The organism is Bradyrhizobium sp. CIAT3101 (assembly GCF_029714945.1).
In the GTDB taxonomy this organism is placed as follows: domain Bacteria; phylum Pseudomonadota; class Alphaproteobacteria; order Rhizobiales; family Xanthobacteraceae; genus Bradyrhizobium.
On the sequence record NZ_CP121634.1, the window covers coordinates 1743492 to 1768441 of the forward strand.

Genomic DNA, 24950 nt, shown 5'->3' on the forward strand with positions numbered 1-24950 from the left:
AAAAAAGGCCGTGCATCCCGCACGGCCTTTTTCGTTGTTCGGTGCGCTCGCGCTGGAGATCAGCCTGCGTCGCGAAGGTTGTCGGCAGCCGACTTGCCGGACCGGCGATCGGCGACGATCTCGTAGGAGATCTTCTGGCCTTCGCGCAGCGAGCCGAGGCCGGCGCGCTCGACGGCGCTGATGTGAACGAACACGTCCTTGCCGCCGTCGTCGGGCTGGATGAAGCCATAGCCCTTGGTCGCGTTAAACCACTTCACGGTTCCCATGCTCACGTGGGTAGTCCCTTCTCAGATACACAATTTAAAAGCCTGCTTGCGCAGGCAGGTTAGATCGAATTTTTGGAAGGGTCGTTAGCGTGTCTGAACCGGCTGTACCGGTGGATGCCAATGTCGTCCGGCCGAAAATCGATGTGTTCATTTTATTGGAACTAAGGCCCCAAAACAATCCTGACGTGCACGATTTTTTGATCCGCCGTGATGCCCACGGCGGATCAGCATACAGATCAGCATTTCATTCCGCGCTTGCGCGCGGGGCCGTTAACGGCGGCGGAATTGGCCGCCGCGCTGTCCGGGACGTGGCGGTCCGCCGGCGGTCGCGGGACGTTCGTCCTTGTGGCGGAAAATCAGCCGGCCCTTTTCGAGGTCGTAGGGCGACATCTCCACCGTCACGCGGTCTCCCGCCAGCGTCTTGATGCGGTTCTTCTTCATCTTGCCGGCGGTGTAGGCGACGATCTCGTGCCCGGCGTCGAGCTGCACGCGGTAGCGCGCGTCGGGGAGGATTTCGGTGACCAGTCCTTCGAACTGGATCAGCTCTTCCTTAGCCATGAATTTCTCCAGGTCGTGGACGGCTAGTGCGAATGAGGTTTGCGGTTCGGGTGGCCGTTCGGCCGACTCTCACGGCGCAAAAAGGCCACGCCTTGTATCCCATCGGGCGCCCCGGCGCTATGCGCGGAACGCTGTTCCGGGCGGTCGGCCGGCGAAGAATGCACCTTTCCACCGGAGCGGCGGCGGCGCGACCCTTTCGAGGCCTGTGCGCCATTGCCGGACCTTCCATCGGCATGCCTTCCGTCAGCATGCCGGGGGTCGCCGTGCCGGCCGTCGCCCTGCTTGCCGGCGCTGTGGTGGCGTCCATCGCCATGCCGTTCGTCGTTGCGCCGTCCCTCGCCATGCCGTGCGCCTTGCGGGCGCTGGCCCGGGCGGCCGCCCGGCCGGCCCTGACGTTGCTGCGGCGGCGGAGCGCCTGCATCGCGGCGGCCGGCATCGGTGCGCAGATCCTCGCGCGGCAGCGCCACCTTGATCAGCCGCTCGATGTCGCGGAGATAGCTGAGTTCCTCGCCGCCTGCGACGAGCGAGATCGCGGTGCCTTCGGCGCCGGCGCGCGCGGTGCGGCCGATCCGGTGGACATAGGTCTCGGGCACGTTCGGCAGGTCGTAGTTGATGACATGGGTGATGCCGTCGACGTCGATGCCGCGGGCGGCGATGTCGGTGGCGACCAGGGTGCGGATTTCACCGGAGCGGAACTGGGCGAGCGTGCGCTCGCGATGGTTCTGCGACTTGTTGCCGTGAATGGCGCTGGCGGCGATGCCGGCCCTCTCGAGCGTCTTCACCACCTTGTCGGCGCCGTGCTTGGTGCGGGTGAACACCAGCGCGCGGTTGATCGGCTCGTCCTTCAGCAGCTTGGTCAGGAAGGTGGCCTTGGCCGAGAAATCGACCTGGATGATGCGCTGGTTGATGCGTTCGGCGGTCGAGGAGACCGGGGTCACCGCGACGCGGGCAGGATCGCGCAGCATGGAATCGGCGAGCTCGGCGATGTCCTTCGGCATGGTGGCCGAGAAGAACAGCGTCTGCCGCTTGATCGGCAGCTTGGCGACGATTTTGCGGATATCGTTGATGAAGCCCATGTCGAGCATGCGGTCGGCTTCGTCGAGCACGAGGAATTCGACGCTGCCAAGCTTCAGTCCGTTGCTCTGCACGAGATCGAGCAGGCGGCCAGGGGTGGCAACCAGCACGTCGACGCCCGGCATCAGGGCGCGGACCTGGCGACCCATCGGCACGCCGCCGATGGCCAGTGTCGAGGACAGGCGGATGTGGCGCCCATAGGCGTTGAAGCTGTCGAGGATCTGCCCCGAAAGCTCGCGGGTGGGCGACAGCACCAGGACGCGGGCCGTCTTGGGCTGCGGCTTGATGCGGTTTTCGAGCAGGCGATGCAGGATCGGCAGCGCAAAGGATGCGGTCTTGCCGGTGCCGGTCTGGGCAATGCCGACGACGTCGCGGCCGGTCAGCGCCGTGGGGATCGTCTGGGCCTGGATGGGGGTGGGGGTGACGTAATTCTCTTCGGCGAGAGCACGTGCGATGGGTTCGGCGAGGCCGAAGTCCTGAAACGAAGTCAAAAGATGGGTTCTTTCCATGTCAAATGCGGTCGGCCCGGCGCAATCTGCGGGGCGCGCGCATAAGGGTGTCGAGAAGACACCTGCGTGTTTGGGGTGTCGGATGGCTTGGGAGATATGGGGCAAGCCAGAGGCCCGTAGAGGGCTTAAGAACACGCGGCTCGCTATGACCGCTCGATTCGCGAACGATCTCCACAGTTATATGGAACATTGACGGGGCGCTTTCAAGGCAGGCGATCACCTAGCGTCGATCGCAGTGCAAAAATAGTTATGCCGGAATTTTAGCCAGCAGCAGCGTTTTGCTCAAAAAATGAACTGGCTGCCGCATAAGCATACATTTTATTCGCCCAAGTTTTGAGCAGTTAGACTGCGGCGAAACTGGGATTGCGCCGAAATTGTCTAGACTGACCAATCACTTGGCAGGTGCCCAGCCCATGGCATGGTTCTTGCGATTCCGTTAATCGCAGGCGGCCGTGGGGCCGTTTCGCAGCGTTTTTCACGTCTGCGTCAGGGAGATGATACATCCATGCCTACCAAATCCATTCACGATATAGCGGCGTCATTTAGCCGCCGCGGCGTTCTCGCCGCGACCACCGGACTGATGCTCGGTCTGGCGTCCATTTCCGGTGCCAAAGCCGCGGACGACACCATCAAGGTCGGCGTCCTGCACTCCCTCTCCGGCACCATGGCCATCAGCGAAACCACGCTGAAGGACACCATCCTTTTCCTGATCGACGAGCAGAACAAGAAGGGCGGCGTGCTCGGCAAGAAGCTCGAGGCCGTCGTCGTCGACCCCGCCTCGAACTGGCCGCTGTTCGCCGAAAAGGCGCGCGAGCTGATCACCAAGGACAAGGTCTCGGTCGTGTTCGGCTGCTGGACCTCGGTGTCGCGCAAGTCGGTGCTCCCGGTGTTCAAGGAGCTCAACAACATCCTGTTCTACCCCGTGCAGTACGAGGGTGAAGAGTCCGAGCGCAACGTGTTCTACACCGGTGCTGCGCCGAACCAGCAGGCGATCCCGGCCGTCGACTATCTGATGAAGGACGAGAAGGTGAAGCGCTGGGTGCTCGCGGGCACCGACTACGTCTATCCGCGCACCACCAACAAGATCCTGGAAGCCTACCTGAAGTCGAAGGGTGTGGCCCAGGAAGACATCATGATCAACTACACGCCGTTCGGTCACTCCGACTGGCAGACGATCGTGGCCGACATCAAGAAGTTCGGCTCGGCCGGCAAGAAGACGGCGGTGGTTTCGACCATCAACGGCGACGCCAACGTCCCCTTCTACAAGGAGCTCGGCAACCAGGGCATCAAGGCGAAGGACATCCCGGTGGTCGCGTTCTCGGTGGGTGAGGAAGAGCTCGCCGGCATCGACACCAAGCCGCTGGTCGGCCATCTCGCCGCCTGGAACTACTTCGAGTCGATCAAGACCCCGGCGAACGAGAAGTTCATCAAGGATTGGCAGGCCTACACCAAGAACCCGAAGCGCACGACCAACGATCCGATGGAAGCCCACGTGATCGGCTTCAACATGTGGATCAAGGCCGTCGAGAAGGTGAAGTCGACCGATCCGGACAAGGTGATCGATGCGCTTCCCGGCATCGAGGCGCCGAACCTGACCGGTGGCGTGTCGAAGATGCTGCCGAACCACCACATCACCAAGCCGGTGTTCATCGGCGAGATCAAGGGCAACGGCCAGTTCGACGTGGTCTGGAAGACCCCGGGTCTCGTCGCTGGCGACGCCTGGTCGAAGGAGCTCGACGGCTCCAAGGACCTGATCGGCGACTGGGTCGGCAAGAAGTGCGGCAACTTCAACACCAAGACCAACAAGTGCCTCGGCTCCGGCTCCTGATCCGGATCTGACGTTCGACTGCACAATGGGAGAAGACGGCTATTCCGCCGCCTTCTCCCCACTTCTGCCGGGGTGATCCACAGTGCCAACCAATCTATCCGCTCGTTTCCGTACGTTTGTCCTCTCGCTGTTCCTGATCGCGTTCGCACTGCCGGCCTTTGCCGGTCCGTTCGAGGATGCGGTCGCCAAATTTGCCAACGACGATTATTCCGATACGGACGAAGCGATCGGCGTGGTCGCCAGCAGCGGCAACAAGCTTGCCTTTCCCATCATCAGCGCGCTCCAGGACGGTCGTCTCATGGCCGATCCGGACAGCAAGAAGGTTTACGTCACCGGCACCGACGGCAAGTCGATCGACGCCGCGACCGGCGAGCCCGTGGCCAGCGTGCCCGATAGCGCCAGCGCCGTTCGCCTCAACAACCGTCTGCGTCGCAGCGTCGACGCTGCGCTCGGCAGCCTGACGCTGCAGTCGCCCGATCTCGGCGCGCGGCTGCAGGCCGCGCAGTCCGTCTTCAAATCGCATGAGGAGACCGCGCTCGAGCCGGTCGAAGCGGCACTCGCCAAGGAAACCAACAAATCGGTCAAGACCGCGCTCGGTGAAGCGCGCGCGGCCATTCTGCTGTTCAAGTCCGACGCCACCGAGGTGCAGAAGCTCGAGGCCGTCGCCACCATCAAGGCGCGCGGCGATCAGGAAGCGCTGGCGTTGCTGTCCGACATCGGCACCGATCAACCGCCCTCCGTCGCAAAGGCCGCTGCGAGCGCCATCGGCTCGATTCAGAGCTCGTTGGCGATCTGGTCGGGGGTGCAGAATGCCTGGTACGGCCTGTCGCTCGGCTCGGTGCTGCTGCTCGCCGCGATCGGGCTCGCCATCACCTTCGGCGTGATGGGCGTCATCAACATGGCCCATGGCGAGATGGTGATGATCGGGGCCTACACCACTTTCGTGGTGCAGGAGGTGATCCGCACCCGCTATCCCGCTCTGTTCGACTATTCGCTGCTGATCGCCGTGCCGCTCGCTTTCCTCGTCGCCGGCGGCATCGGCGTGCTGATCGAGCGCAGCATCATCCGCTTCCTCTATGGCCGGCCGCTGGAGACGCTGCTTGCAACCTGGGGCCTGTCGCTGGTGCTGCAGCAGGCGGTACGCACCATGTTCGGCCCGACCAACCGCGAGGTCGGCAACCCCTCCTGGATGAGCGGCGCGTTCGATCTCGGCCAGATCACCATCACCTATAACCGGCTCTGGATCCTCATCTTCACGCTCGCCGTGTTCATGATCCTGCTCGCGATGCTGCGTTACACCGCGCTTGGCCTCGAGATGCGTGCGGTGACGCAGAACCGTCGCATGGCGGCCTCGATGGGCATCGCCACCTCGCGCGTCGACGCACTGACCTTTGGGCTCGGCTCGGGCATCGCGGGCATCGCCGGCGTGGCGCTGTCGCAGATCGACAATGTCAGCCCCAACCTCGGCCAGAGCTACATCATCGACAGTTTCATGGTCGTGGTGTTCGGCGGGGTCGGCAATCTCTGGGGCACGCTGGTCGGCGCCTTCACGCTCGGCATCGCCAACAAGTTCCTGGAGCCGGTCGCCGGCGCCGTGCTCGGCAAGATCGCGATCCTGGTTCTGATCATCCTGTTCATTCAAAAGCGGCCGCGCGGCCTGTTCGCGCTCAAGGGCCGTGCGGTGGAAGCATGACCCCTCACATGCTGACGCGATCGCTGGACCGCGGCGCGGCGATCTTCCTCGCGATCGTCGCCGCCTGCGGCATCCTCATCCCGCTCTCCAACCTGCTGCTGCCGGCGGGCTCGTTCCTGCAAGTGCCGACCTATCTGGTCGCGCTCTGGGGCAAATATGTCTGCTACGCCATCCTGGCGCTGTCGATCGACCTGATCTGGGGCTATTGCGGCATCCTCTCGCTCGGCCACGGCGCCTTCTTCGCGCTCGGCGGCTACGCCATGGGCATGTATTTGATGCGGCAGATCGGCACCCGCGGCGTCTACGGCAATCCGATCCTGCCTGACTTCATGGTGTTCCTGAACTGGCAGAAGCTGCCCTGGTACTGGTACGGCTTCGACATGTTCTGGTTCGCGGCGCTGATGGTGCTGATCGTGCCGGGTCTGCTTGCCTTCTGCTTCGGCTGGCTTGCCTTCCGCTCCCGCGTCACCGGCGTGTATCTGTCGATCATCACGCAGGCGATGACCTATGCGCTACTGCTCGCCTTCTTCCGCAACGACTTTGGTTTTGGCGGCAACAATGGTCTGACCGACTTCAAGGATATCCTTGGCTTCAACGTCCAGGCCGAAGGCACGCGCGCGGCGCTGTTCGCGCTGAGCTGCCTGGCGCTGATTGTCAGCTTCCTGATCTGCCGCTCCGTCGTGTCCTCCAAGCTCGGCAAGGTGCTGATCGCGATCCGCGATGCGGAATCGCGCAGCCGATTCCTCGGCTACCGCGTCGAATCCTACAAGTTGTTCGTGTTCACGCTGTCGGCCTGCATGGCCGGCGTCGCCGGTGCGCTCTATGTGCCGCAGGTCGGCATCATCAACCCGAGCGAATTCGCGCCCGGCAATTCGATCGAGGCGGTGATCTGGGTCGCGGTCGGCGGCCGCGGCACGCTTGTCGGCGCGGCGCTCGGCGCGATCGTCGTCAACTACGCCAAGACCTTCTTCACCTCCGGCATGCTGGCGCCGTACTGGCTGTTCATGCTGGGTGCGCTGTTCATTCTAGTGACGCTGCTGCTGCCGAAGGGCATCGTCGGCACCTTCAATGCCTGGCGGGAAGCGTCGAAAGAGAGGCGTCCTGCTCAGGCCAACGCGAGCGCGGCAGCCGAAGACGGCGTCACCGAACCGAAGATGGCGGAGTAGCGGTCATGAATGTCATGGATACCCGCGCAACCTCCGCGATGCTCTATCTCGACGGCGTGCACGTCTCGTTCGACGGCTTCCACGCCATCAACAACCTGTCGCTGACGCTCGCGCCCGGTGAAATGCGCGCCATCATCGGCCCGAACGGCGCCGGCAAGACCACGATGATGGACATCATCACCGGCAAGACCAAGCCGGACGAGGGCACCGTGTTGTTCGACGGCGTCACCGACCTGACGCGGCTGGACGAGACCCGCATCGCCGAGCTTGGTATCGGCCGCAAATTCCAGAAACCGACCGTGTTCGAGAGCCAGACCGTGCAGGACAACCTCCTGCTCGCGCTCAATGTCGATCACAGCGTCAAGGGCACGCTGTTCTGGCGCGGCAGCAGGGCGGAGTCGGAGCGCATCGACAAGGTGCTGGAGACGATCCGCCTCACCGACGCCCGCAACCGCCTCGCCGGCAGCCTCAGCCACGGCCAGAAGCAATGGCTCGAGATCGGCATGTTGCTGGCGCAGGACCCAAAACTGCTCCTCGTCGACGAGCCCGTGGCTGGGATGACCGACGTCGAGACGCATCTGACCGCCGAGCTGCTCAAGGAGATCAACAAGACCCACACGGTCATGGTGGTCGAGCATGACATGACGTTCGTGCGCGAGCTCGGGGTCAAGGTCACCTGCCTGCATGAAGGCACGGTGCTCGCCGAAGGAACCATCGACCAGGTCTCGTCCAACGAGCGGGTCATCGAAGTGTATCTGGGGCGCTGAGCAATGCTTGAGGTCAAGGACATCAACCTGTTCTACGGTGCGGCCCAGGCACTGCGCGGCGTATCGATCGCGGCCGAGCCGGGCAAGGTGACGTGCGTGCTCGGGCGTAACGGCGTCGGCAAGACGTCGTTGTTGCGTGCCATGGTCGGGCAATATCCGATCTCCTCGGGCGCGATCATGTTCGATGGCAGCGACATTACCGGCTTGAAGCCCTATGAGCGGGCCCGCAAGGGCATCGGCTTCGTGCCGCAGGGGCGCGAGATCTTTCCGCTTCTGACGGTCGAGGAGAACCTCAAGACCGGCTTCGGCCCGCTCAAGCGTGAGAACAAGCACATCCCGGACGACGTGTTCTCGTTGTTTCCGGTGCTGGAGTCCATGCTCGGCCGGCGCGGCGGCGATCTCTCCGGCGGCCAGCAACAACAACTGGCGATCGGGCGCGCACTGGTGATGCGGCCGAAATTGCTGCTGCTCGACGAACCGACGGAAGGCATCCAGCCCTCGATCATCAAGGACATCGGCCGGGCCATCTCGTACTTGCGCAACCTCGGCAACATCGCCATCGTGCTGGTCGAGCAATATCTCGACTTTGCCTGCGAGCTCGGCGACAGTTTCGCGGTGATGGATCGCGGGGCGGTGAAGTTCACCTGCGACCGCTCCAATCTCGACCCAAGCGAGATCAGTCGCCAGATGGCGCTGTAAACCGGGACATTGTAGGCTAGAAAAATCCTGCCGCGACCGGCTGGGGGAGACGGATGCGCAGCGACGCCTTGGTCACATCTTTGGCGACATCTTCGGTGTTCGAGGCCAACCGTGCCCGCGGCGCGGTGCGTTTCGACGTGCACGCCCGCGACGGCGTGACGCGGCGCGGGGCTCTGCATGAATCCGGCTCGTTGCGCGTGCGCTTTCCCTCGCCGGAGGACGATGGCCTGTCCGGCGTGTTCGTCAACACGGCCGGTGGCGTCGCCGGCGGCGATCGCTTCGACATCGAGATTTCGGCTGCAGACAGATCGCGGCTGACGCTGACGACGGCCGCCGCCGAAAAGGTCTATCGCGCGCCGAGCGCGGCTGCGCGGCTCAACATTTCCCTGAGGGCTGCCGCTGGCGCGCATCTCGGCTGGTTGCCCCAGGAGACGATCCTGTTCGATCGCGCCCGGGTTCATCGCCGCTTCGACATCGAACTCGATGAGGCTGCCTCGCTCCTGCTTTGTGAAATTGTCGTCTTCGGCCGCACTGCCATGGGCGAGCGCATGGAGCAGGGCGAATTCGTCGACCGCTGGCGGTTGCGCCGTGGCGGCAAGCTGGTCTTTGCCGAGACGATCAGGCTCGAGGGCGATATCGGCGCGAAACTCTCGCGATCGGCGGTCGGGAAGGGCGCTGCTGCGATCGGCACGGCCCTGATCGCGCCCGGCGATGAGGCATTGGTCGAACGCGTCCGCGAGGCATCGGATTCTTTCGCGGGCGAGGTCGGAATCTCGGCCTGGAATGGCTTTGCAATGGCGCGGTTCTGTGCCCAAGATGCGGCGCGTTTGCGTGCCGACATGATGGCTGTGCTGGCGCGCACCGGCGCCGCGCTGCCCCGGCTGTGGCTGAATTGAAGTGTTGAACGGAAGAGATTTCGCATGAACCTGTCTCCCCGCGAAAAGGACAAGCTTCTGATCTCGATGGCGGCCATCGTGGCGCGCCGCAGGCTCGACCGCGGCGTCAAGCTCAACCATCCCGAGGCGATCGCGATCATCTCCGATTTCATCCTCGAGGGCGCGCGCGACGGCCGCACCGTCGCCGAACTGATGCAATCCGGCGCGCAGGTTCTGACACGCGATCAGGTGATGCCGGGTATCCCCGAGATGATCCACGACATCCAGGTCGAGGCGACGTTCCCTGACGGCACCAAACTCGTCACCGTGCACGAACCGATCCGATAGGAGTAAGACGCATGATCCCCGGCGAACTCTTCATCCAGGACGGCGAGATCGAGCTCAATGCCGGCCGCAAGACCGTGACGCTGACGGTCGCCAACACCGGCGACCGCCCGATCCAGGTCGGCTCGCACTACCATTTCTTCGAGACCAACCCCGCGCTGAAATTCGACCGCAAGAAGTCCCGCGGCATGCGCCTCGACATCGCCGCCGGCACCGCCGTCCGCTTCGAACCCGGCCAAACCCGCGACGTCCAGCTCGTCGCGCTCGCCGGCAAGAAGACGATCTACGGTTTTCGCGGCGACGTGATGGGGAAGCTGTGATTCATGCTCTCCGCCGTCCGCCTCATCTCCGAAGCTGCTGAGCTGGCCGCGCGCCGGCACAATGGCATGGCGCGCAAGGGGCGGGGGAATGAGCCTTACATCAACCATCTCGCCGAGGTCGCGAATCTGCTCGCGGCTGCGACCGATGGGGCGGATGCCGAACTCGTTGCCGCCGGATGGTTGCACGACGTGATCGAGGACACCGCGGCCACGCGCGAAGAGCTGGCGCAAGGATTCTCCGATCGTGTCGCTTCCCTCGTCGTCGAATGCACCGACGACATGAGCCTGCCGAAAGCGGAGCGGCGGCGCCTGCAGGTTGTCGACGGACCGAAAAAGTCTGCCGGCGCAAAGCTGATCAAGATCGCCGACAAGGTCAGCAATATCGGCGCGCGCATTCATTCCGATCCGACCGCGGACGAGCGCGACGACCTCGTCGACTATACCGGCTGGGCCGAGCAGGTCGTTGCCGGCTGCCGCGGCGGCAATGCCTGGCTCGACACGACATTCGACGACATGGTGCGAAAGGCGAGGGCTTCGCTGTGAGCGCCGACCTGAAATTCAAACGCAAACGGGGCTTGTGATGTCCGTCAAGATGAAGCGTTCCGTCTATGCCGACATGTTCGGTCCGACCACCGGTGACAAGGTGCGACTCGCCGACACCGATCTCATCATCGAGGTCGAGAAGGATTTCACCACGTACGGCGAGGAGGTGAAGTTCGGCGGCGGCAAGGTAATCCGTGACGGCATGGGCCAGTCGCAGGTCACCAACAAGCAGGGCGCGGCCGACACCGTCATCACCAATGCGCTGATCGTCGACCACTGGGGCATCGTGAAGGCTGACGTCGCCATCAAGGAGGGCATGATTTCGGCGATCGGCAAGGCCGGCAATCCCGACATCCAGCCGGGCGTGACGATCATCATCGGCCCCGGCACCGACGTGATCGCGGGCGAGGGAAAAATCCTCACCGCCGGCGGCTTCGACAGCCACATCCATTTCATCTGCCCGCAACAGATCGAGCACGCGCTGATGTCCGGCGTCACCTCGATGCTCGGTGGCGGCACCGGTCCTTCGCACGGCACCTTCGCCACGACCTGCACGCCCGGCCCCTGGCACATGGGGCGGATGATCCAGTCGTTCGATGCTTTCCCGGTCAATCTCGGCATTTCCGGCAAGGGCAACGCCTCGCGCCCGGCCGCGCTGGTCGAGATGATCAAGGGTGGCGCCTGCGCGCTGAAGCTGCATGAAGATTGGGGCACCACGCCGGCGGCGATCGACAACTGCCTGTCGGTGGCCGACGATTACGACATCCAGGTCATGCTGCATTCCGACACGCTGAACGAATCCGGCTTCGTCGAGGACACGATCAAGGCGTTCAAGGGCCGCACCATCCACGCCTTCCACACCGAGGGCGCCGGCGGCGGCCACGCGCCCGACATCATCAAGGTCGCAGGCCTGAAGAACGTGCTGCCGTCCTCGACCAATCCGACGCGGCCATTCACCCGCAACACCATCGACGAGCATCTGGACATGCTGATGGTGTGCCACCACCTCGATCCCTCGATCGCGGAAGATCTGGCGTTCGCGGAGAGCCGCATCCGCAAGGAGACCATCGCGGCCGAAGACATCCTGCACGATCTCGGCGCGCTCTCGATGATGTCGTCGGACTCGCAAGCCATGGGCCGCCTCGGCGAGGTCATCATCCGGACGTGGCAGACCGCCGACAAGATGAAGAAGCAGCGCGGATCGCTGCCGCAGGACAAGGGCAAGGACAACGACAATTTCCGCGTCAAGCGCTACATCGCCAAATACACGATCAATCCGGCGATCGCGCATGGCGTGTCGAAGCTGATCGGCTCGGTGGAGAAGGGCAAGCTCGCCGATCTCGTGCTGTGGTCGCCGGCCTTCTTCGGCGTCAAGCCGGACTGCATCGTCAAGGGCGGCATGATCGTCGCAGCCCCCATGGGTGATCCCAACGCCTCGATCCCGACGCCGCAGCCGGTGCACTACCAGCCGATGTTCGGCGCGTTCGGCGGGGCGCGCACAGCGTCGTCCGTCGTTTTCACCTCGAAGGCCGCGATCACCGGCGGTCTCGCCCGGAAACTGGGCATCGAGAAGAAGCTCTACGCGGTCCAGAATACCCGCAGCAAGATCTCGAAGAAGAGCATGATCCACAACGACGCCACGCCCAATATCGAGGTCGATCCGGAGACTTACGAGGTGCGCGCCGATGGCGAGCTTCTGACGTGTCCTCCGGCCGAGGTGCTGCCGATGGCGCAGCGATATTTCATGTACTGAAATAGCGCCTCAACGCATGTCCCTGGCGCATGTCTCATTGCATGCCCGGAGGCGGCTTTTCCGGTTTTGCGTTCGATCCGGGCTGGTCTAATGTCCCGCCCGGTGTCTTGAACCAGAAGAAAAGCCGGGAGGATTTCTCGTGATTTACGTCGTTGCAACCCTGACCATCAAGCCTGAGACGCGCGCCGAATTCATTGCAGCTGCCACCGCCTGCATCAAGGAGACGCGGAAGGAACCGGGCAATATCGCCTACGATATGCACGAGAGCGTCACCGATCCTACCAAGATGGTGTTCGTCGAGCAGTGGGAGAACGCCGAGGCGCTGGTGCCGCATCGCGGCCAGGAGCACATGAAGACGTTCGGCCGAGTTGCGGTGAAGTGCTTCACGGCGCCGCCGAAGGTCGAAATCATCACGCCCGAGAAGGTCGAGACGAGGTAACAACGCATGATCCGGGCGACGCAGGTCAAGGGACAGCACCGTTTCACGGAAACGCCGGCGGATACGGTCGTGCTCGATTTCGACGATCGGCACCGCCGCCGCATGGCGATGACGGGGACGCGGGGGCTCGAATTCCTGCTCGACCTGGAAAACGCCGTCGCGTTGCGCGGCGGCGATGCGCTGGTGCTGGAGGACGGAAGGCTGGTCGAAGTGGTTGCGGCGCCCGAGCCGCTGCTGGAGATCCGTGGCCACGACCCGCATCATCTCATCCGCGTTGCCTGGCATCTCGGCAATCGCCATCTGCCGACGCAACTGATGGCCAAGAGCTTGCGTATCCGCCGCGATCACGTCATCGAGGCCATGGTGAAGGGCCTCGGCGCGCGCGTCGTCGAGATCGAGGCGCCGTTCGATCCCGAAGGCGGCGCTTATGCCGAGGCGAGCCATGCGCATGGTCACGATGACCATGCCCACCATGACCACGATCATCATGATCACGGCCACCACGATCATGGTCACCACGATCATGGCCACCATCACCATGATCATCACGGCCACGACCACCATCATGATCATGCCGCGCATGACCATGGTCATGATCATCACCATCACCACGACGAGCACTGCGATCATCCCGACCATCATCACGGCCACAAGCATGCTCATGACCACAAATGAGCCGGTGAGTGCCTCCGACCTCGCCGAGCGCGAGGCGGCGGCGCTGTACCGGCTGATGACGTGGCTGTCGCCGGCGTTTCCCGTCGGCGGGTTCTCCTATTCGAGCGGCATCGAATGGGCGGTCGAAGCGGGGGACATCACCGACATCGCGACGCTAGCCGATTGGCTGGATGCCATGCTTGGCGACGGCTCCGGCTTTTGCGATGCGACGTTTCTGGTCCACGCCTATCGCGCCGCCGAGGCTGGCGAGGATGCGTCCTTGAGTGATGTCGCCGAACTCGCCGCCGCCTTCGTGCCGTCGCGCGAACGGCAACTCGAGACGACCTCGCAGGGGCGCGCCTTCATCGACATTTCCCGCGCGGCGTGGGATGCCGAGGGCCTCGATATCATGGTCGCGGCGTGCCGCACGCCACTGGTCTATCCCGTCGCCGTCGGCGTCGTCGCGGCGTTGCACGGCGTGCCGCTGGCACCGACGCTGCACGCCTTCCTGCATGCGCTGGTCTCGAACTGGATCTCGGCGGCGAGCCGGCTCATTCCGCTCGGCCAGACCGACAGCCAGCGCGTGCTGGTGAAATTGGAAGCCGCCGTCGCCGCGACCGCCCATCGGGCACTCGCGGCGACGCTCGACGATCTCGGCAGCGCGACCTTCCGCGCCGATCTCGCCAGCCTGCGGCACGAGACACAATATACGCGGCTGTTTCGGTCATGAGAGGCGCGAGGTCTAACCGATCGTCGTCCCGGCGAAGGCCGGGACCCATAACCACAAATGTGTGTGGTTATGAAAGGACGCAGCCATATCCCGTCTCATCAACTGACTTCGGTGGCTATGGGTCCCGGCCTTCGCCGGGACGACATTAGGAGAGAGTATGTCGAAATCTCACGGCCCCTTGCGTGTCGGCGTCGGCGGCCCCGTTGGATCGGGCAAGACCGCGCTGATGGATCTGCTCTGCAAGACCATGCGCGAGCGCTACGACATCGCTGCGATCACCAACGACATCTATACCAAATGGGATGCGGAATTCCTCGTGCGTTCCGGCTCGTTGACCCCGGACCGCATCGCCGGCGTCGAGACTGGAGGCTGCCCGCACACGGCGATCCGCGAGGACGCCTCGATGAATCTTGCCGCGGTTGCGGACATGCGCGCCAAATTCCCGGGGCTCGACCTCGTGCTGATCGAGTCCGGCGGCGACAATCTCGCGGCGACCTTCTCGCCGGAGCTGGCCGATCTCACCATCTATGTGATCGACGTTGCCGCCGGTGACAAGATTCCGTCCAAGGGGGGGCCCGGCATCACCCGTTCCGACCTTCTGGTCATCAACAAGATCGACCTCGCGCCCCATGTCGGTGCCTCCCTCGAGAAGATGGACACGGATGCCAGGCGCATGCGCGGCGAGCGCCCCTTCGTCATGACCAATTTGAAGAAGAGCGAGGGGCTCGACCGCATCGTCGGCTTCATCGAGACCAAGGGTGGGCTGAAACGCGCGGGCTGACGGACCGCGGCGACGTGGCGCAGGCATTTTCCGCCGTTAACACCTGAGGCAAAGCCGCCTCGGCGGAACCAATGTCGGACACGGCGATTATCCACCTCCGGTGCCCGGAGCAGAGCCGCTGTTGGCCAGACGATCGGCCGGGCGAATTAAGCTTTTTCGGCGACCGAAGTTGCGTACAGATGCCTCCTCCGTCATTATCTCTGCCACTGGGGTCCACCCTGTTTCGGCACATGGTCGTTCGAGCGGCGTTGATATGCTCCGTGTTTATTGCCGACCTCCTGCCTTCGCCTGAGTAGTCGCGTGGTCCGGCTGGGTTTCATCATCGGCTTCATCGCTCTGCTCGGAGCCTTGCTCTCCGGGCTTGCGGCTTATCGTGTCCACGACCAGGAGCTGGCGCTGGATCGGATTGCGCTGGCCCGCGCGATCGACGTTCATGCGAGCCTCGTCCAGGACAGGTCGACCGAGCGTGAGCTGCTGGCGCGTGTCGCCTCAGGCCTGTTCCGCGCGCCGTCGGTGCTGAAGCCCAACATGCTGGAGCCGTTGCGCTCGGCGATCTACGCCTTCAAGACCGACTTCGTGGTGGCCGGCTGGGTCGCCCGGCTGCAGCCGAGCGAGCTCGCCGCGGCGCAGACCGCGATAGCGGCCGCCGGCTTCCCGAAACCGCAGATCCGTGACTACAACGACAAGCCGATCAACCCGGCAAGCCTGACCCAGCCGATCGACGTGCTGATGGACCTCGAGCCGCGCAGCGACGAGACCAAGGCGCTGCCGGGCCGCAGCTACGATGACGAACCGGTTCGCAACGCCATGCTGACGCGGGCCAGGGTCGAGAAGCGGTCGGTTGCCTCCGACCCTTTACCGCTCTTGCGCGACAACGGCCCGATCGGCGTCATCGTGGCCGCCCCCGTTATTCCGGAAGGCGCTACCGAGCCGGTCGGCTTCGTCACCTTTTCCTACGAGCTGGCGTCGCTGATGCTGACCAATGACGATCTGTCGTTGTTCTCGGTCGCGCTGAAGGACCCGCGCAAGGAAGGCAGCGAGCTCGTTGCCAACGATCAGGGCATCGTGTCCACCCGCATGACGACGCCGGACGGGCCGGCCCCGTCGGCAACGCGCACCATCAGCTTCGGCGGCCGCGACTGGCAGCTCGGCTATTACGCGAAGACCAATTCGGCTCGGCGCGCAGAGCAGACCGCAATCATCGTTGCGGCGATCGGCTTCGCCATTACCGCGATGGTCTGCGGCCTGTTCGGTTACGTCGCCTACAATAATTTGAGGCTCAGCCGCGAAATCCAGGTGCGGATCGGCTTCGAGCGCCGGCTGACCGCGGTCATCGACGAGCTCAACCACCGGGTCAAGAACATCCTCGCGGTGATCCAGTCGATCGTGACGCGCACGCTGCGCCACGGCTCGGACATCGATGTCGCGCGCGAGCTCCTGATCGGCCGCATCCACGCCATGTCCAACGTGGTCTCGCTGCTCAGCGAGAGCCAATGGCAGGGCGTCAAGCTGAAGGGCCTGTTCGAAGCGCGTGCCATTCCGCATGCCGATCGCATCGCCGTCAGTGGCCCGGACATCGCGGTCAGCGCGCGTGCCGCCCAGAGCCTGTCGCTGCTGTTCTTCGAGCTTGCCTCGCACTCGGACGAAGGCCTGTCGCTGGTCGGCAAGCATCCGCACATCACGGCAAACTGGACGGTGACGGGCGAGGAGCCGGAGACGGTGTTTCATTTCCGCTGGGAGGAGTTCAACACCAGCGAGGCGACCCGCCGACCGGATTCGGATTTCGGCCTGATCCTGCTCGACCGCGTCGCGCCGGAAGCGCTCGGCGGCACCGCCAAGCGCTACTTCACCGACGTCTCCTATGTCTATGAATTGACCGCGCCGATGGAAACGGTCGTGGACATGACCGAGCGCGACCGCACCGAAAAACTGTCGCAGCCGGTGAAGCCGGTGCGCTAGCCCTTCGGCCGCAACACCAGGTCGACCAGGTTGCGTGCGTAGGCTGCCGTGATCGGCGCGATGCCGAAGACGTAGCGGTAAAACAGGCTGCCATAGATGGCGTCGTAAAGATCTTCCGCCGGAGCCTCGGCCAGAATGCTGCCGTCACGCTGGCCGGTTGCGATCATCTCCACCAGCGCGTCGCGGCGGAACTGGAGGTAGCGCGAATAGAACAGCTCCGCCGAGCCGGTCTTGGAGATGCATTCGGAGATGACCGCAAGCTGCACCTTGCCGAACTCGCCCTGCAAGGCTTCGGCATAGGCCGTGGCATGGCGGCGTGCACGTGCCGCAGGCGTACCCGCGCTCGGCGGCGGCAGCGGCAGCATCTGCGCGGCGTGGTGGAGAAAAGCGTCGATCAGCAGCGCCTCCCGCGACGGCCACCATTTGTAGATCGTCATCTTGGAGACGTTGGAGTGGCGCGCGACGGCATCGATCGTGGTTGCGGCAAGGCCGGTCGCGGCCATCAGCGCATAGGCGCTTTCGAGGATGGCGTTGGTGGTCTCGATCGAGCGCGGCCGGCCGCGCCGGGGCGCGCCCTCGGCCACATCGCTCGTGCTCTTCGCCATGACCAAGCCGGCCTCCCTGCGCGGCCATTCCCATCAGCCGCCGCCGCCTCGTCCCGCATAGCGTAGCCGAGGTCTCCGGCCTAGCGAAATCGCGCGAGAGCCTTGCGGCTAGGCCCGTTGCCGTACGGCTGCCGGCTCATCCTGACGCTTCGACCAGGAGATATAATAGGCCACCGCCGTCATCGCCGCGAAACCGGCAAGGCTCACCCCGATCTGCATCACGACCAGATTGGCGCCGGTGATCAGGATGAGATGGCCGGCGAAGGACAGGAATACGCCGACGCAGAACACGGCGAGCCATTCCTCGCCGCATTTGATCACCATCTGGAGCGGCTTCCATTGCAGCCCCGGATGGTCGGCCGGGATGAGGTGGGTCGCGATGAAGGCGAGCGCGAGGAAATGCAGCACGCGATAGGGCGCGAGGTTTTCCTTGTCGGCCGGCGAGATGCCGTTGAGCACGACATCCGGCAAATAGGCCGACAATGTCGGCGAATGGCGCATCAGGGTGATGGCCATCGCCGACACCAGGTAGGCGCCCGCCAGCACGCGGAGCCAGGGCAGGTTGCGCAACGCGCGGCCCGACGCGCCGGTGACGGCGAACCAGCCGCCCAGCACCATCAGCATCTGCCAGCAGTACGGGTTGAACGTCCATTCCTGGTCCGGATAGGTTCGGAAACCCCACTCGAACCAGCGCGCCGCGAAATAGAATGCAACAGAGAGCGCCAGCGTCACGTTCGGCCGCCGCAACAGCCCCCACAGGGCCAACGGAAAGAATGCCATCAGCGGGATCATCAATTGCAGCAGGTCGAGGTTCAGCGGCTCTTCCTGCAGCACGAGGCCGCGGACCAGGATGCGCAGCGGATGATCGAGTATCCCGGAGATGTTGTAGTCGCTGATGATCTCCGGCGCCATCGATTGCGATGCGACATAGGCGATGGTGTCGATGTAGACCACGAACAGCACGACATAGGCGGCATAGAGCCGCCAGACACGGCCGAAGATGCGCGTCGCGGCGACGACATAACCGCGCTCCAGCGCCATCCTGCCGTAGATGATGGCGACGCCATAGCCCACCACGAACACGAACAGGTCGGCAGCGCCGCTGAAGCCGAAATTGCGCAGCGTCAGCAGGTTGACGACATTGTTCGGGATGTGATCGACGAAGACCGACCAGGTCGCAATGCCGAGCGTCAGGTAAAGACGGACATCGTGCTGAAATGCGGAGAGGTTCGCCTTGACGGACGGCTTCATCGTGGAAATGACTTTTGGAATCAGGGGCGATGCTTTTAGCGGCAACCGCCTGCCTATCCGAGTAGCGATTGCGTGAAGGAGGGTAGATTTACCGCGCCTGATTAAAAATTGCGCAGAGATAAGCCGTGGAATTTCCTCCAGCGCGCTCGTCCGGTCGGCCGCGCAATTTTCTTAATGCGATCGCGCCCCTTACTCGGCCGGCTCGACTGATGCCTCATCCGTAGCGCCAGCGCGGCTCGCCATGATTCCGAGCGCGACGCCGCCGATGGCCAGGATCGGCAACAGCCGCTTGACGCCGATAGCGCGGACGATCTGCAAGCCTGTTGCGATCAGCATGGGATCGGCGAGCATGCTCGGGGCCGCCTTTGCGGCGCGCTCGGCGGCGATGCGAGCGCGCGTCCGCATCTCCCGCTTGTAGCCCCAATAGCTTCCCGCCGCGGCGAGCGTCAGCAGGAAGAAGATGCCGGCGCCCGTAAGACAGGCCTGAACCGGACCGTATTTCTCCAGCACCGAGATGAAGGCCGCCGCGCAGAGGAAGCACGTGGTGATGAACAGCGCGAACGCCGCACCCGCCGCCAGCGAGGTCAGCCGCACAGTCGTGCCCGTCGATGCGCTGATGCCGTCGATGATGCGCTGAAACACGGTCTTGCTCCTCAGGTCCCCACAAGCCAATTGGTCACGTGCCGGTCACGGCAGCACAGGCCGTCGTGACCTCATAATCCATCTTGCGTCCTAGCGGCGCCAGGCGAAGCCGATGAGGAAGCCGATGCCGAGCGCGACACCGACGGTCGCGAGCGGCCGCTGCGTGATCGCGTCTTCCAGCGTTTCCTCGATCGAGCCGTAGGCATCCTGCGCCGCGTCCATCATTGCGCTGCCGCGCTCGGAGAAGTCGTCGATGGTCGAATCCATGTTGTCGCGCGCCTGCTTGTAACCGCGTCGGGCCTGTTTGCCCGTGGCGTTGGCGAATGTGTTGAGGGCGTCGGTGATCTGGTCGGTGAGGGCGGCGATATCGCTTTTCACGGCTGCTACATCCTTCTCGAGGCGTTCTGCGGTGGCTTTGTCGGTCCAGTCTCTCATTCTGGCTTCGCCATCGGATATTGACATCACGGGCTCCGAACTGTTGGCGGTGAGATGGGCGGAAAACGCTTCGTCTTCAGGTAAGTTCCGTTCATGGCCGGGCTCACGCCTGCGGAAGCTGCGGCGAATTCTCCGGCAACAGATGCTCCTTCATGATCAGCCCCACGATGAGGAGCGGCGACGACAAAAACGCCCCCATCGGTCCCCACAGCCAGGTCCAGAAGGCGAGAGCGATGAACACGGCGAGCGCGTTCAGCGCCAGCCTGCGGCCGATGATGGTCGGCGTGACGAAGTGCCCTTCCATGAAGGTAATGCCGCCGAAGGCGATCGCCGCGACCAAGCCGCCGCCGAGGGTCGGGAAGGCCACGACACCGACGACGGCCAATATGACGAACATGGCGACGGGACCGATGATGGGGATGAAGTTGAGGGCGGCCGCGAGTGCCCCGAGCCCGGCCGGATTGGGCATTCCGGTGACTGCGCAGACGATCCCGGCCGCGACGCCCACGCCGATATTGATGAGGGTCACGGTCAGGAGGTAGTTGCCGAGATGGACCTCGATCTCGTTCAGAATCCGCAATGTGCGCAGCCGCGCGTCGCGGTCGCTGAAATTCATGATCATGGCGCGTCGCAGATCGCGCCAGCTGGCGATGAACAGGATCAGGGTGGCGAAGAACAACAGGAATTCGGCGAAAGTCGGTGACAGGAATTCCAGCGTCGGCTGCACCCAGTCGAACTTGGGCAGCTGGAGGCTCGGCAGCCCCTCGGAGCCACCGATCATGGTCTGCAGCTCTCGCCACAGCGCCAGAGGCCGGTCGAAGACGTGCATCTTATCCTTGAGCTGCGCGCCCAACTCCGGCAGACGCGAGCTCCATTCCATGGCTGGTGCGGCGATCAGCGCAAAGACGAAGGCAACCAGCGCGGTCACCGCGATCACGATGAGCACGGCGCCGACGGCACGCGGCACGTGCCGCTTCTCCAGGAAGGTCGCGGCCGGTGACAGCATCGTTCCGGCGACGATGGCCATGACGACCGGCAGGAAGAACCCCTTGGCGACATAGAGCACCGCGACGATGGCGATCAGGAGCAGGCCCGCCAGCGCAAGGGCAACGAACTCGGTACGCCGAATCACCGGCGGCAGCTCGACATGGCTGTCGGGGAGCGGAGTACCCTCGTCGTTGCCGGAAATCAGACGTTCACTGGGAAGGACGCGCACAATCTCTCTCCCCGCACGGAGGTCTCCGGGCGCCCATTGGTCATCAGGAAACGCCCCACACCCGCTGCGGTTCCATCGCGGCTTCGTGAAGTTGCGCTCGCTTGACTGTGACGTCGTTGCCGCACGGGCAGGCGGAACTTGAGTCGGCTCTGCTGCGTTTGTTGGGAAGCCGCATCACTCAAGATGCCGACATCACACGGGGCAGCACATGACCAAGTTCTCCGTAGTCCGTCGCAGCTTCTCGCCGCGCGTCGTCACCGCTTGTGCCTTTGCGACAGCTTTGCTGACCGTGCCGTTCGCGGCTCAGGCCCAAACGCTCGGTTATGTGCCGATGCAGCCGCAGGCCTATCCGCAGGATCAGACCTATTCTTCGCAGGGTTACTCGAGCGAGGCGCCGCGGGCCGCTGACGAAGATGCGGCGCTGCCGGATCGCCTGCGCCGGCAGATCGTCAGCTTCGACCGCAACGAGCCGGCCGGCACCATCGTCATCGATACCGCCAACACCTATCTCTACTACGTGCTCGGTAACGGTCGTGCGATGCGCTACGGCGTCGGCGTCGGTCGCGAGGGATTCACCTGGTCGGGCGTGCAGAGCATCAGCCGCAAGGCGGAATGGCCGGATTGGCATCCGCCGGCAGAGATGATCGCGCGCCAGCCCTATCTGCCGCGCTTCGTCGCCGGCGGCCCCGGCAATCCGCTCGGCGCCCGCGCGATGTATCTCGGCACCAGCGAATACCGTATCCACGGCACCAACGATCCCACCACGATCGGCAAGTTCGTCTCTTCAGGCTGCATCCGCCTCACCAATGAGGACGTGAGCGACCTGTTCAGCCGCGTCAATGTCGGCGCCAGGGTCGTGGTGCTGCCGAAGAATGCGCCGCTGATGGCGCGCGGCGGCGATCCCCTGCGCAAGCGGCCGGCGGCGACGACGCTACCCTCGGGGCGTCAGGCGCTGAACATCTCTGCGTCGTCGGTCGATTGAAGAGTTGAGTGAGGTTGCATGATGAGACGTTCGATCACCAGGCTCGCTGGCGGAACGGCTGCGTTCGTCACGGTCGCTTGCCTCGGCCTTGTGCAAGCGCCCTCGGCGCATGCGGAGGATTTCTTCTCTGCGCTGTTCGGTGGCTTCCGCATGCGGCCGCCGCCCGAGATCCGGGTGCCGTTCCCGAACGACGATATGCCGCGCTACGACGCGCCGCGCCAGCGCGCTGCCTATGGTGGTGGCACGGCCTATTGCGTGCGCGGCTGCGACGGGCGCTATTTCCCGGCGCAGGGCAACGACGCCGAGAGCAAGGCGCAATCCTGCAAGAGCTTCTGTCCGGCGTCGGAAACCTCGCTGGTCTATGGCAGCAATATCGACGACGCCACGACCGACAGCGGAAAATCCTATTCCGATCTGCCGAACGCCTTCCGCTATCGCAACGAGATCGTGTCCGGGTGTACCTGCAACGGCAAGGATCCGGCCGGCCTCGCTTCGCTCAAGGCCGAGGACGATCCGACCTTGCGCAAGGGCGATATCGTTGCGGGTAGCGACGGCCTCGTCGTCGCCAATCGCAACGCCAACGATCGCCGCGGTATCGCGATGAACTTCTCGCCCTTGCCGGAAAAGATCCGCGCGAAATTCCGCCAGGTGCCGGTGGTGGCGAAGGAGTAGGGGGCCTACGCCGCGCGGATCTTGCCCAGGAAGTCGCTGACCTGATCGCCGAGCTGACGGCTCTGGGTCTCCAGCATCTGCGAGGCCTGCTTGACGTTGTCTGCGGCGCCGGCCGCGGTGTCGGCGTCGGCCTTCACGCCGGTGATGTTGTCGGAGACGTTCTTGGTGCCCTGCGCGGCATATTGCGTGCTGCGGGTGATCTCTTGCGTCGCTGCGCCCTGTTCCTGCACGGCAGCGGCAATCGCGGTCGCGACCTCGTTGACCTCGCCGATGATGCCGCCGATCGCCTGGATGGCGTTGATGGCGTCGCCGGCGACCTTCTGGATATCGGCGATCTGCTCCGAGATCTCCTCGGTCGCCTTTGCGGTCTGGCTCGCCAATGACTTCACCTCGGAGGCGACAACCGCAAAGCCGCGGCCGGCCTCGCCGGCCCGCGCAGCCTCGATCGTGGCGTTGAGGGCGAGAAGGTTGGTCTGTGCCGCGATGGTGTTGATCAGTCCGACGACCTCGCCGATGCGGCCTGCGGATTGAGCCAGCCCCTGCACGGTGCCGTCGGTCTCGCGCGCCTGGTTGACGGCGCGGCTGGCGATCCCTGCGGCATGCGCGGCCTGCTGGCTGATGTCGTTGATCGAGGCTGAAAGCTCTTCGGCCGCCGCCGCGACGCTCTCGACGCTGGTGGAGGCGTCGTTGGAGGCTTTACCGGCGACCTCGACGCGCTCGTTGGTCTGGCGCGACACGGCGGAGAGATCGCCCGAGGTCTTGCGCATCTCGGCCGAGGCATCGCTCAATTCGCCGAGCGACTTGCGCACCACACCCTCGAATTCGCCGACATAGGTTTCCATGGCGCGCTGGCGCGCGGCCGCGCCGGCATTGCGCTCGCGTTCCTGCTCCTCGATCTTGAGCTTGTCGATCGCCTGCTGCTTGAAGGTCTCCAGTGCACCGGCGAGCGAGCCGATCTCGTCGTGACGGTCGAGATAGCCGCTGTCGACGCCGAGATCACCGCCGGCGACCCTGAGCATGGCGTCGCGGATCCGATGCAGCGGCGTGATCACGCGGCGGCTGACGGCCAGCATTGCAGCACCGGTCAGAACGATCGCAGCGATCAGCAGGGCGGTATTGACGATCAGCCACTGGACGGCCGATGAGCGCTGTGCCGCGGAATGATCCTTGGCGGCCTGCAGCGCCGCATCGGCAAGCTTCACTGCCGTCATCATGCGCGGCACCGAATAGGGGCTCCACTGGTTGGCGGTCATCGACGCCTTCTCGCCCTTGGCGACGGCAGCAATGATTCCGTCGCGCGTGGCGGCGTATTGCGGATCAAAATAGGTCGATTTGGCTTCGGCCATCGCCGAGCTCAACGCCGGCGGCAATTGCATGCCGGTCGCGGCAAGCTCGATCGCATTCCAGGCAGTCTCGGTGCCGCCGACCCATTTCGTGTAGGCGAGCTGGACTTCCGGGGCGATCTTGCCGCTGCCGAGCGCATTGCCGACGATCAGCGAGGACTCGCCGGCGTTCAGGCGCAGCAGCCAGGCCATCTGCTTGATCATCAGCAGCTGATCGATCGTCGCGTCCTGGTGGTTGACGCTCGCGGCAAGCAGCGGCGACAGCTTCTCGAGCACCGACATCAGCCCATCTTCGGCGTCGGTGTATTCCTTGGCCAGCGCCAGGCGGCGCGACGCCTTTGGCTTGGCGGCTTCGGTCCAGAACTCATTCTGCGCGGCGAGCAGCGCCTTGTTGAACCGGTCGAGGTCGGTCACCATCGCTTCACGCTGGGGCATGTCGATCGAAGGCAGGATTTCCAGCGTGCGGGTCAGCGCCGGCATCAGCGCTTCGCGGATATCGCGGATGTATTTTTCGATGTCCTTGTCCATCGGGACGTCGGAGGTGAGCTGGCGGTTGCTGGTCGAGCGGTCGGCCCGGATGTTGGCCATCGCCTTGAACATCTCGGCCGAAGCCGCCGAAGCCGCGACGATCCGGTTGGCCTGCTGCAGCCGGCCCCATGAGCTCCATGCGCTGATCGAGAAGCCGATGACGACGACGAGCGCGGTAGAGAGAATCACCGCCTTCAGCAGCGTGGATACGGTCAAGCGATTCAGCATCGGACACCCCGGTACGCATTTCGAAGTTCGTGGCTCCGAACGGCAGCCCCACGAACCTCGAAACCAAAGGGATGCCGCAATAGACGCGC

At 64.1% G+C, this 24950-nt stretch carries 26 protein-coding genes; 17 read left to right on the plus strand and 9 right to left on the minus strand.

Annotation, left to right across the window (positions count from 1 at the left end):
- Positions 1–59 precede the first annotated feature (59 nt).
- The 3 genes from QA645_RS08070 to QA645_RS08080 all read right to left on the minus strand — a co-directional run bounded on the left by QA645_RS08070 (position 60) and on the right by QA645_RS08080 (position 2407).
- A complete protein-coding gene (locus QA645_RS08070) occupies positions 60–272 on the minus strand; it encodes a cold-shock protein (protein WP_188101588.1) in 213 nt (70 codons plus the stop codon).
- Positions 273–536: 264 nt separating this feature from the next.
- Positions 537–824 (minus strand): translation initiation factor IF-1, encoded by a 288-nt coding sequence (gene infA, locus QA645_RS08075; protein WP_018646603.1) that lies wholly within the window; start codon positions 822–824, stop codon positions 537–539.
- Positions 825–847: 23 nt separating this feature from the next.
- The gene (locus QA645_RS08080) at positions 848–2407 is read right to left on the minus strand and encodes a DEAD/DEAH box helicase (protein WP_254134037.1); all 1560 of its coding nucleotides are present in this window, start codon (positions 2405–2407) and stop codon (positions 848–850) included.
- Between the two features lie 505 nt (positions 2408–2912).
- Here QA645_RS08080 and urtA point away from each other — a divergent pair.
- The 15 genes from urtA to QA645_RS08155 all read left to right on the plus strand — a co-directional run bounded on the left by urtA (position 2913) and on the right by QA645_RS08155 (position 16959).
- A complete protein-coding gene (urtA, locus tag QA645_RS08085; RefSeq protein ID WP_200471806.1) occupies positions 2913–4235 on the plus strand; it encodes an urea ABC transporter substrate-binding protein in 1323 nt (440 codons plus the stop codon).
- Positions 4236–4317: 82 nt separating this feature from the next.
- A complete protein-coding gene (gene urtB, locus QA645_RS08090) occupies positions 4318–5928 on the plus strand; it encodes an urea ABC transporter permease subunit UrtB (RefSeq protein WP_283049438.1) in 1611 nt (536 codons plus the stop codon).
- On the plus strand, positions 5925–7094 hold the full coding sequence (urtC, locus tag QA645_RS08095; RefSeq protein WP_283049441.1) for an urea ABC transporter permease subunit UrtC: 1170 nt from the start codon (positions 5925–5927) through the stop codon (positions 7092–7094). The genes urtB and urtC overlap by 4 nt, the downstream gene beginning before the upstream one ends.
- 5 nt (positions 7095–7099) lie before the next feature.
- On the plus strand, positions 7100–7861 hold the full coding sequence (gene urtD / locus QA645_RS08100; protein WP_014498216.1) for an urea ABC transporter ATP-binding protein UrtD: 762 nt from the start codon (positions 7100–7102) through the stop codon (positions 7859–7861).
- Between the two features lie 3 nt (positions 7862–7864).
- Positions 7865–8560, plus strand: coding sequence for an urea ABC transporter ATP-binding subunit UrtE (gene urtE, locus QA645_RS08105; protein ID WP_254134034.1), 696 nt, complete (start codon positions 7865–7867; stop codon positions 8558–8560).
- Between the two features lie 53 nt (positions 8561–8613).
- Complete coding sequence (locus QA645_RS08110) at positions 8614–9456, plus strand: urease accessory protein UreD (protein ID WP_283049443.1); 843 nt, start codon at positions 8614–8616, stop codon at positions 9454–9456.
- 24 nt (positions 9457–9480) lie between these two features.
- Entirely contained in the window at positions 9481–9783 is a 303-nt protein-coding gene (locus QA645_RS08115; RefSeq protein ID WP_007605424.1) for an urease subunit gamma, read from the plus strand.
- Between the two features lie 11 nt (positions 9784–9794).
- Positions 9795–10100, plus strand: a complete 306-nt coding sequence (locus tag QA645_RS08120) for an urease subunit beta (protein ID WP_092227079.1) — start codon at positions 9795–9797, stop codon at positions 10098–10100.
- A 3-nt stretch (positions 10101–10103) separates the two neighbouring features.
- Complete coding sequence (locus QA645_RS08125) at positions 10104–10643, plus strand: HD domain-containing protein (protein ID WP_283049447.1); 540 nt, start codon at positions 10104–10106, stop codon at positions 10641–10643.
- 37 nt (positions 10644–10680) lie between these two features.
- Entirely contained in the window at positions 10681–12396 is a 1716-nt protein-coding gene (gene ureC / locus QA645_RS08130) for an urease subunit alpha (protein ID WP_254134031.1), read from the plus strand.
- A 139-nt stretch (positions 12397–12535) separates the two neighbouring features.
- Positions 12536–12835, plus strand: a complete 300-nt coding sequence (locus tag QA645_RS08135) for a putative quinol monooxygenase (RefSeq protein WP_254134030.1) — start codon at positions 12536–12538, stop codon at positions 12833–12835.
- 6 nt (positions 12836–12841) lie between these two features.
- The gene (locus tag QA645_RS08140) at positions 12842–13510 is read left to right on the plus strand and encodes an urease accessory protein UreE (RefSeq protein WP_283049451.1); all 669 of its coding nucleotides are present in this window, start codon (positions 12842–12844) and stop codon (positions 13508–13510) included.
- Complete coding sequence (locus QA645_RS08145) at positions 13491–14219, plus strand: urease accessory protein UreF (protein ID WP_283053136.1); 729 nt, start codon at positions 13491–13493, stop codon at positions 14217–14219. Before QA645_RS08140 ends, QA645_RS08145 begins: the two co-directional genes overlap by 20 nt.
- A 157-nt stretch (positions 14220–14376) precedes the next feature.
- Positions 14377–15000 carry an urease accessory protein UreG gene (ureG, locus tag QA645_RS08150; RefSeq protein WP_212330530.1) on the plus strand — a complete coding sequence of 208 codons (624 nt, stop codon included), beginning with the start codon at positions 14377–14379 and terminating at the stop codon, positions 14998–15000.
- A 300-nt stretch (positions 15001–15300) separates the two neighbouring features.
- Positions 15301–16959, plus strand: a complete 1659-nt coding sequence (locus QA645_RS08155; RefSeq protein ID WP_254134028.1) for an HWE histidine kinase domain-containing protein — start codon at positions 15301–15303, stop codon at positions 16957–16959.
- On the opposite strand, the gene QA645_RS08160 is transcribed toward QA645_RS08155, so the two are convergent.
- From QA645_RS08160 to QA645_RS08180, 5 genes are all read right to left on the minus strand, one after another.
- Positions 16956–17564 carry a TetR/AcrR family transcriptional regulator gene (locus QA645_RS08160; protein ID WP_254134027.1) on the minus strand — a complete coding sequence of 203 codons (609 nt, stop codon included), beginning with the start codon at positions 17562–17564 and terminating at the stop codon, positions 16956–16958. The two genes, QA645_RS08155 and QA645_RS08160, sit on opposite strands and share 4 nt — an antisense overlap.
- Positions 17565–17672: 108 nt before the next feature.
- Entirely contained in the window at positions 17673–18815 is a 1143-nt protein-coding gene (locus QA645_RS08165; RefSeq protein WP_283049454.1) for an OpgC domain-containing protein, read from the minus strand.
- A 189-nt stretch (positions 18816–19004) separates the two neighbouring features.
- Positions 19005–19457: a hypothetical protein gene (locus QA645_RS08170; RefSeq protein ID WP_254195326.1), complete on the minus strand. Its 453-nt coding sequence runs from the start codon at positions 19455–19457 to the stop codon at positions 19005–19007.
- Between the two features lie 90 nt (positions 19458–19547).
- Positions 19548–19919, minus strand: a complete 372-nt coding sequence (locus QA645_RS08175) for a DUF883 family protein (RefSeq protein ID WP_254134024.1) — start codon at positions 19917–19919, stop codon at positions 19548–19550.
- 76 nt (positions 19920–19995) lie between these two features.
- Positions 19996–21108: an AI-2E family transporter gene (locus tag QA645_RS08180; protein ID WP_283049457.1), complete on the minus strand. Its 1113-nt coding sequence runs from the start codon at positions 21106–21108 to the stop codon at positions 19996–19998.
- A gap of 208 nt (positions 21109–21316) precedes the next feature.
- Between QA645_RS08180 and QA645_RS08185 the strand changes: the two genes are divergently transcribed.
- Positions 21317–22090 carry a L,D-transpeptidase gene (locus tag QA645_RS08185; protein WP_283049459.1) on the plus strand — a complete coding sequence of 258 codons (774 nt, stop codon included), beginning with the start codon at positions 21317–21319 and terminating at the stop codon, positions 22088–22090.
- An 18-nt stretch (positions 22091–22108) separates the two neighbouring features.
- Positions 22109–22762 carry a DUF2865 domain-containing protein gene (locus QA645_RS08190; RefSeq protein ID WP_283049461.1) on the plus strand — a complete coding sequence of 218 codons (654 nt, stop codon included), beginning with the start codon at positions 22109–22111 and terminating at the stop codon, positions 22760–22762.
- A gap of 5 nt (positions 22763–22767) precedes the next feature.
- Here the strand turns inward: QA645_RS08190 and QA645_RS08195 are convergent, their stop codons facing one another.
- The gene (locus QA645_RS08195; RefSeq protein ID WP_283049463.1) at positions 22768–24861 is read right to left on the minus strand and encodes a methyl-accepting chemotaxis protein; all 2094 of its coding nucleotides are present in this window, start codon (positions 24859–24861) and stop codon (positions 22768–22770) included.
- Positions 24862–24950: the final 89 nt, after the last annotated feature.

What these genes read in the sequence shown, in the direction of transcription:
- QA645_RS08165 (WP_283049454.1), bottom strand. Translation starts at nt 18,815, where the DNA reads ATGAAGCCGTCCGTCAAGGCGAACCTCTCCGCATTTCAGCACGATGTC.
- QA645_RS08115 (WP_007605424.1), top strand. Translation starts at nt 9,481, where the DNA reads ATGAACCTGTCTCCCCGCGAAAAGGACAAGCTTCTGATCTCGATGGCG.
- ureG (WP_212330530.1), top strand. Translation starts at nt 14,377, where the DNA reads ATGTCGAAATCTCACGGCCCCTTGCGTGTCGGCGTCGGCGGCCCCGTT.
- QA645_RS08160 (WP_254134027.1), bottom strand. Translation starts at nt 17,564, where the DNA reads ATGGCGAAGAGCACGAGCGATGTGGCCGAGGGCGCGCCCCGGCGCGGC.
- ureC (WP_254134031.1), top strand. Translation starts at nt 10,681, where the DNA reads ATGTCCGTCAAGATGAAGCGTTCCGTCTATGCCGACATGTTCGGTCCG.
- QA645_RS08120 (WP_092227079.1), top strand. Translation starts at nt 9,795, where the DNA reads ATGATCCCCGGCGAACTCTTCATCCAGGACGGCGAGATCGAGCTCAAT.
- QA645_RS08110 (WP_283049443.1), top strand. Translation starts at nt 8,614, where the DNA reads ATGCGCAGCGACGCCTTGGTCACATCTTTGGCGACATCTTCGGTGTTC.
- QA645_RS08125 (WP_283049447.1), top strand. Translation starts at nt 10,104, where the DNA reads ATGCTCTCCGCCGTCCGCCTCATCTCCGAAGCTGCTGAGCTGGCCGCG.
- QA645_RS08140 (WP_283049451.1), top strand. Translation starts at nt 12,842, where the DNA reads ATGATCCGGGCGACGCAGGTCAAGGGACAGCACCGTTTCACGGAAACG.
- urtD (WP_014498216.1), top strand. Translation starts at nt 7,100, where the DNA reads ATGAATGTCATGGATACCCGCGCAACCTCCGCGATGCTCTATCTCGAC.
- QA645_RS08185 (WP_283049459.1), top strand. Translation starts at nt 21,317, where the DNA reads ATGACCAAGTTCTCCGTAGTCCGTCGCAGCTTCTCGCCGCGCGTCGTC.
- infA (WP_018646603.1), bottom strand. Translation starts at nt 824, where the DNA reads ATGGCTAAGGAAGAGCTGATCCAGTTCGAAGGACTGGTCACCGAAATC.
- QA645_RS08080 (WP_254134037.1), bottom strand. Translation starts at nt 2,407, where the DNA reads ATGGAAAGAACCCATCTTTTGACTTCGTTTCAGGACTTCGGCCTCGCC.
- QA645_RS08175 (WP_254134024.1), bottom strand. Translation starts at nt 19,919, where the DNA reads ATGTCAATATCCGATGGCGAAGCCAGAATGAGAGACTGGACCGACAAA.
- QA645_RS08145 (WP_283053136.1), top strand. Translation starts at nt 13,491, where the DNA reads ATGCTCATGACCACAAATGAGCCGGTGAGTGCCTCCGACCTCGCCGAG.
- urtA (WP_200471806.1), top strand. Translation starts at nt 2,913, where the DNA reads ATGCCTACCAAATCCATTCACGATATAGCGGCGTCATTTAGCCGCCGC.
- QA645_RS08190 (WP_283049461.1), top strand. Translation starts at nt 22,109, where the DNA reads ATGATGAGACGTTCGATCACCAGGCTCGCTGGCGGAACGGCTGCGTTC.
- QA645_RS08195 (WP_283049463.1), bottom strand. Translation starts at nt 24,861, where the DNA reads ATGCTGAATCGCTTGACCGTATCCACGCTGCTGAAGGCGGTGATTCTC.
- urtC (WP_283049441.1), top strand. Translation starts at nt 5,925, where the DNA reads ATGACCCCTCACATGCTGACGCGATCGCTGGACCGCGGCGCGGCGATC.
- urtE (WP_254134034.1), top strand. Translation starts at nt 7,865, where the DNA reads ATGCTTGAGGTCAAGGACATCAACCTGTTCTACGGTGCGGCCCAGGCA.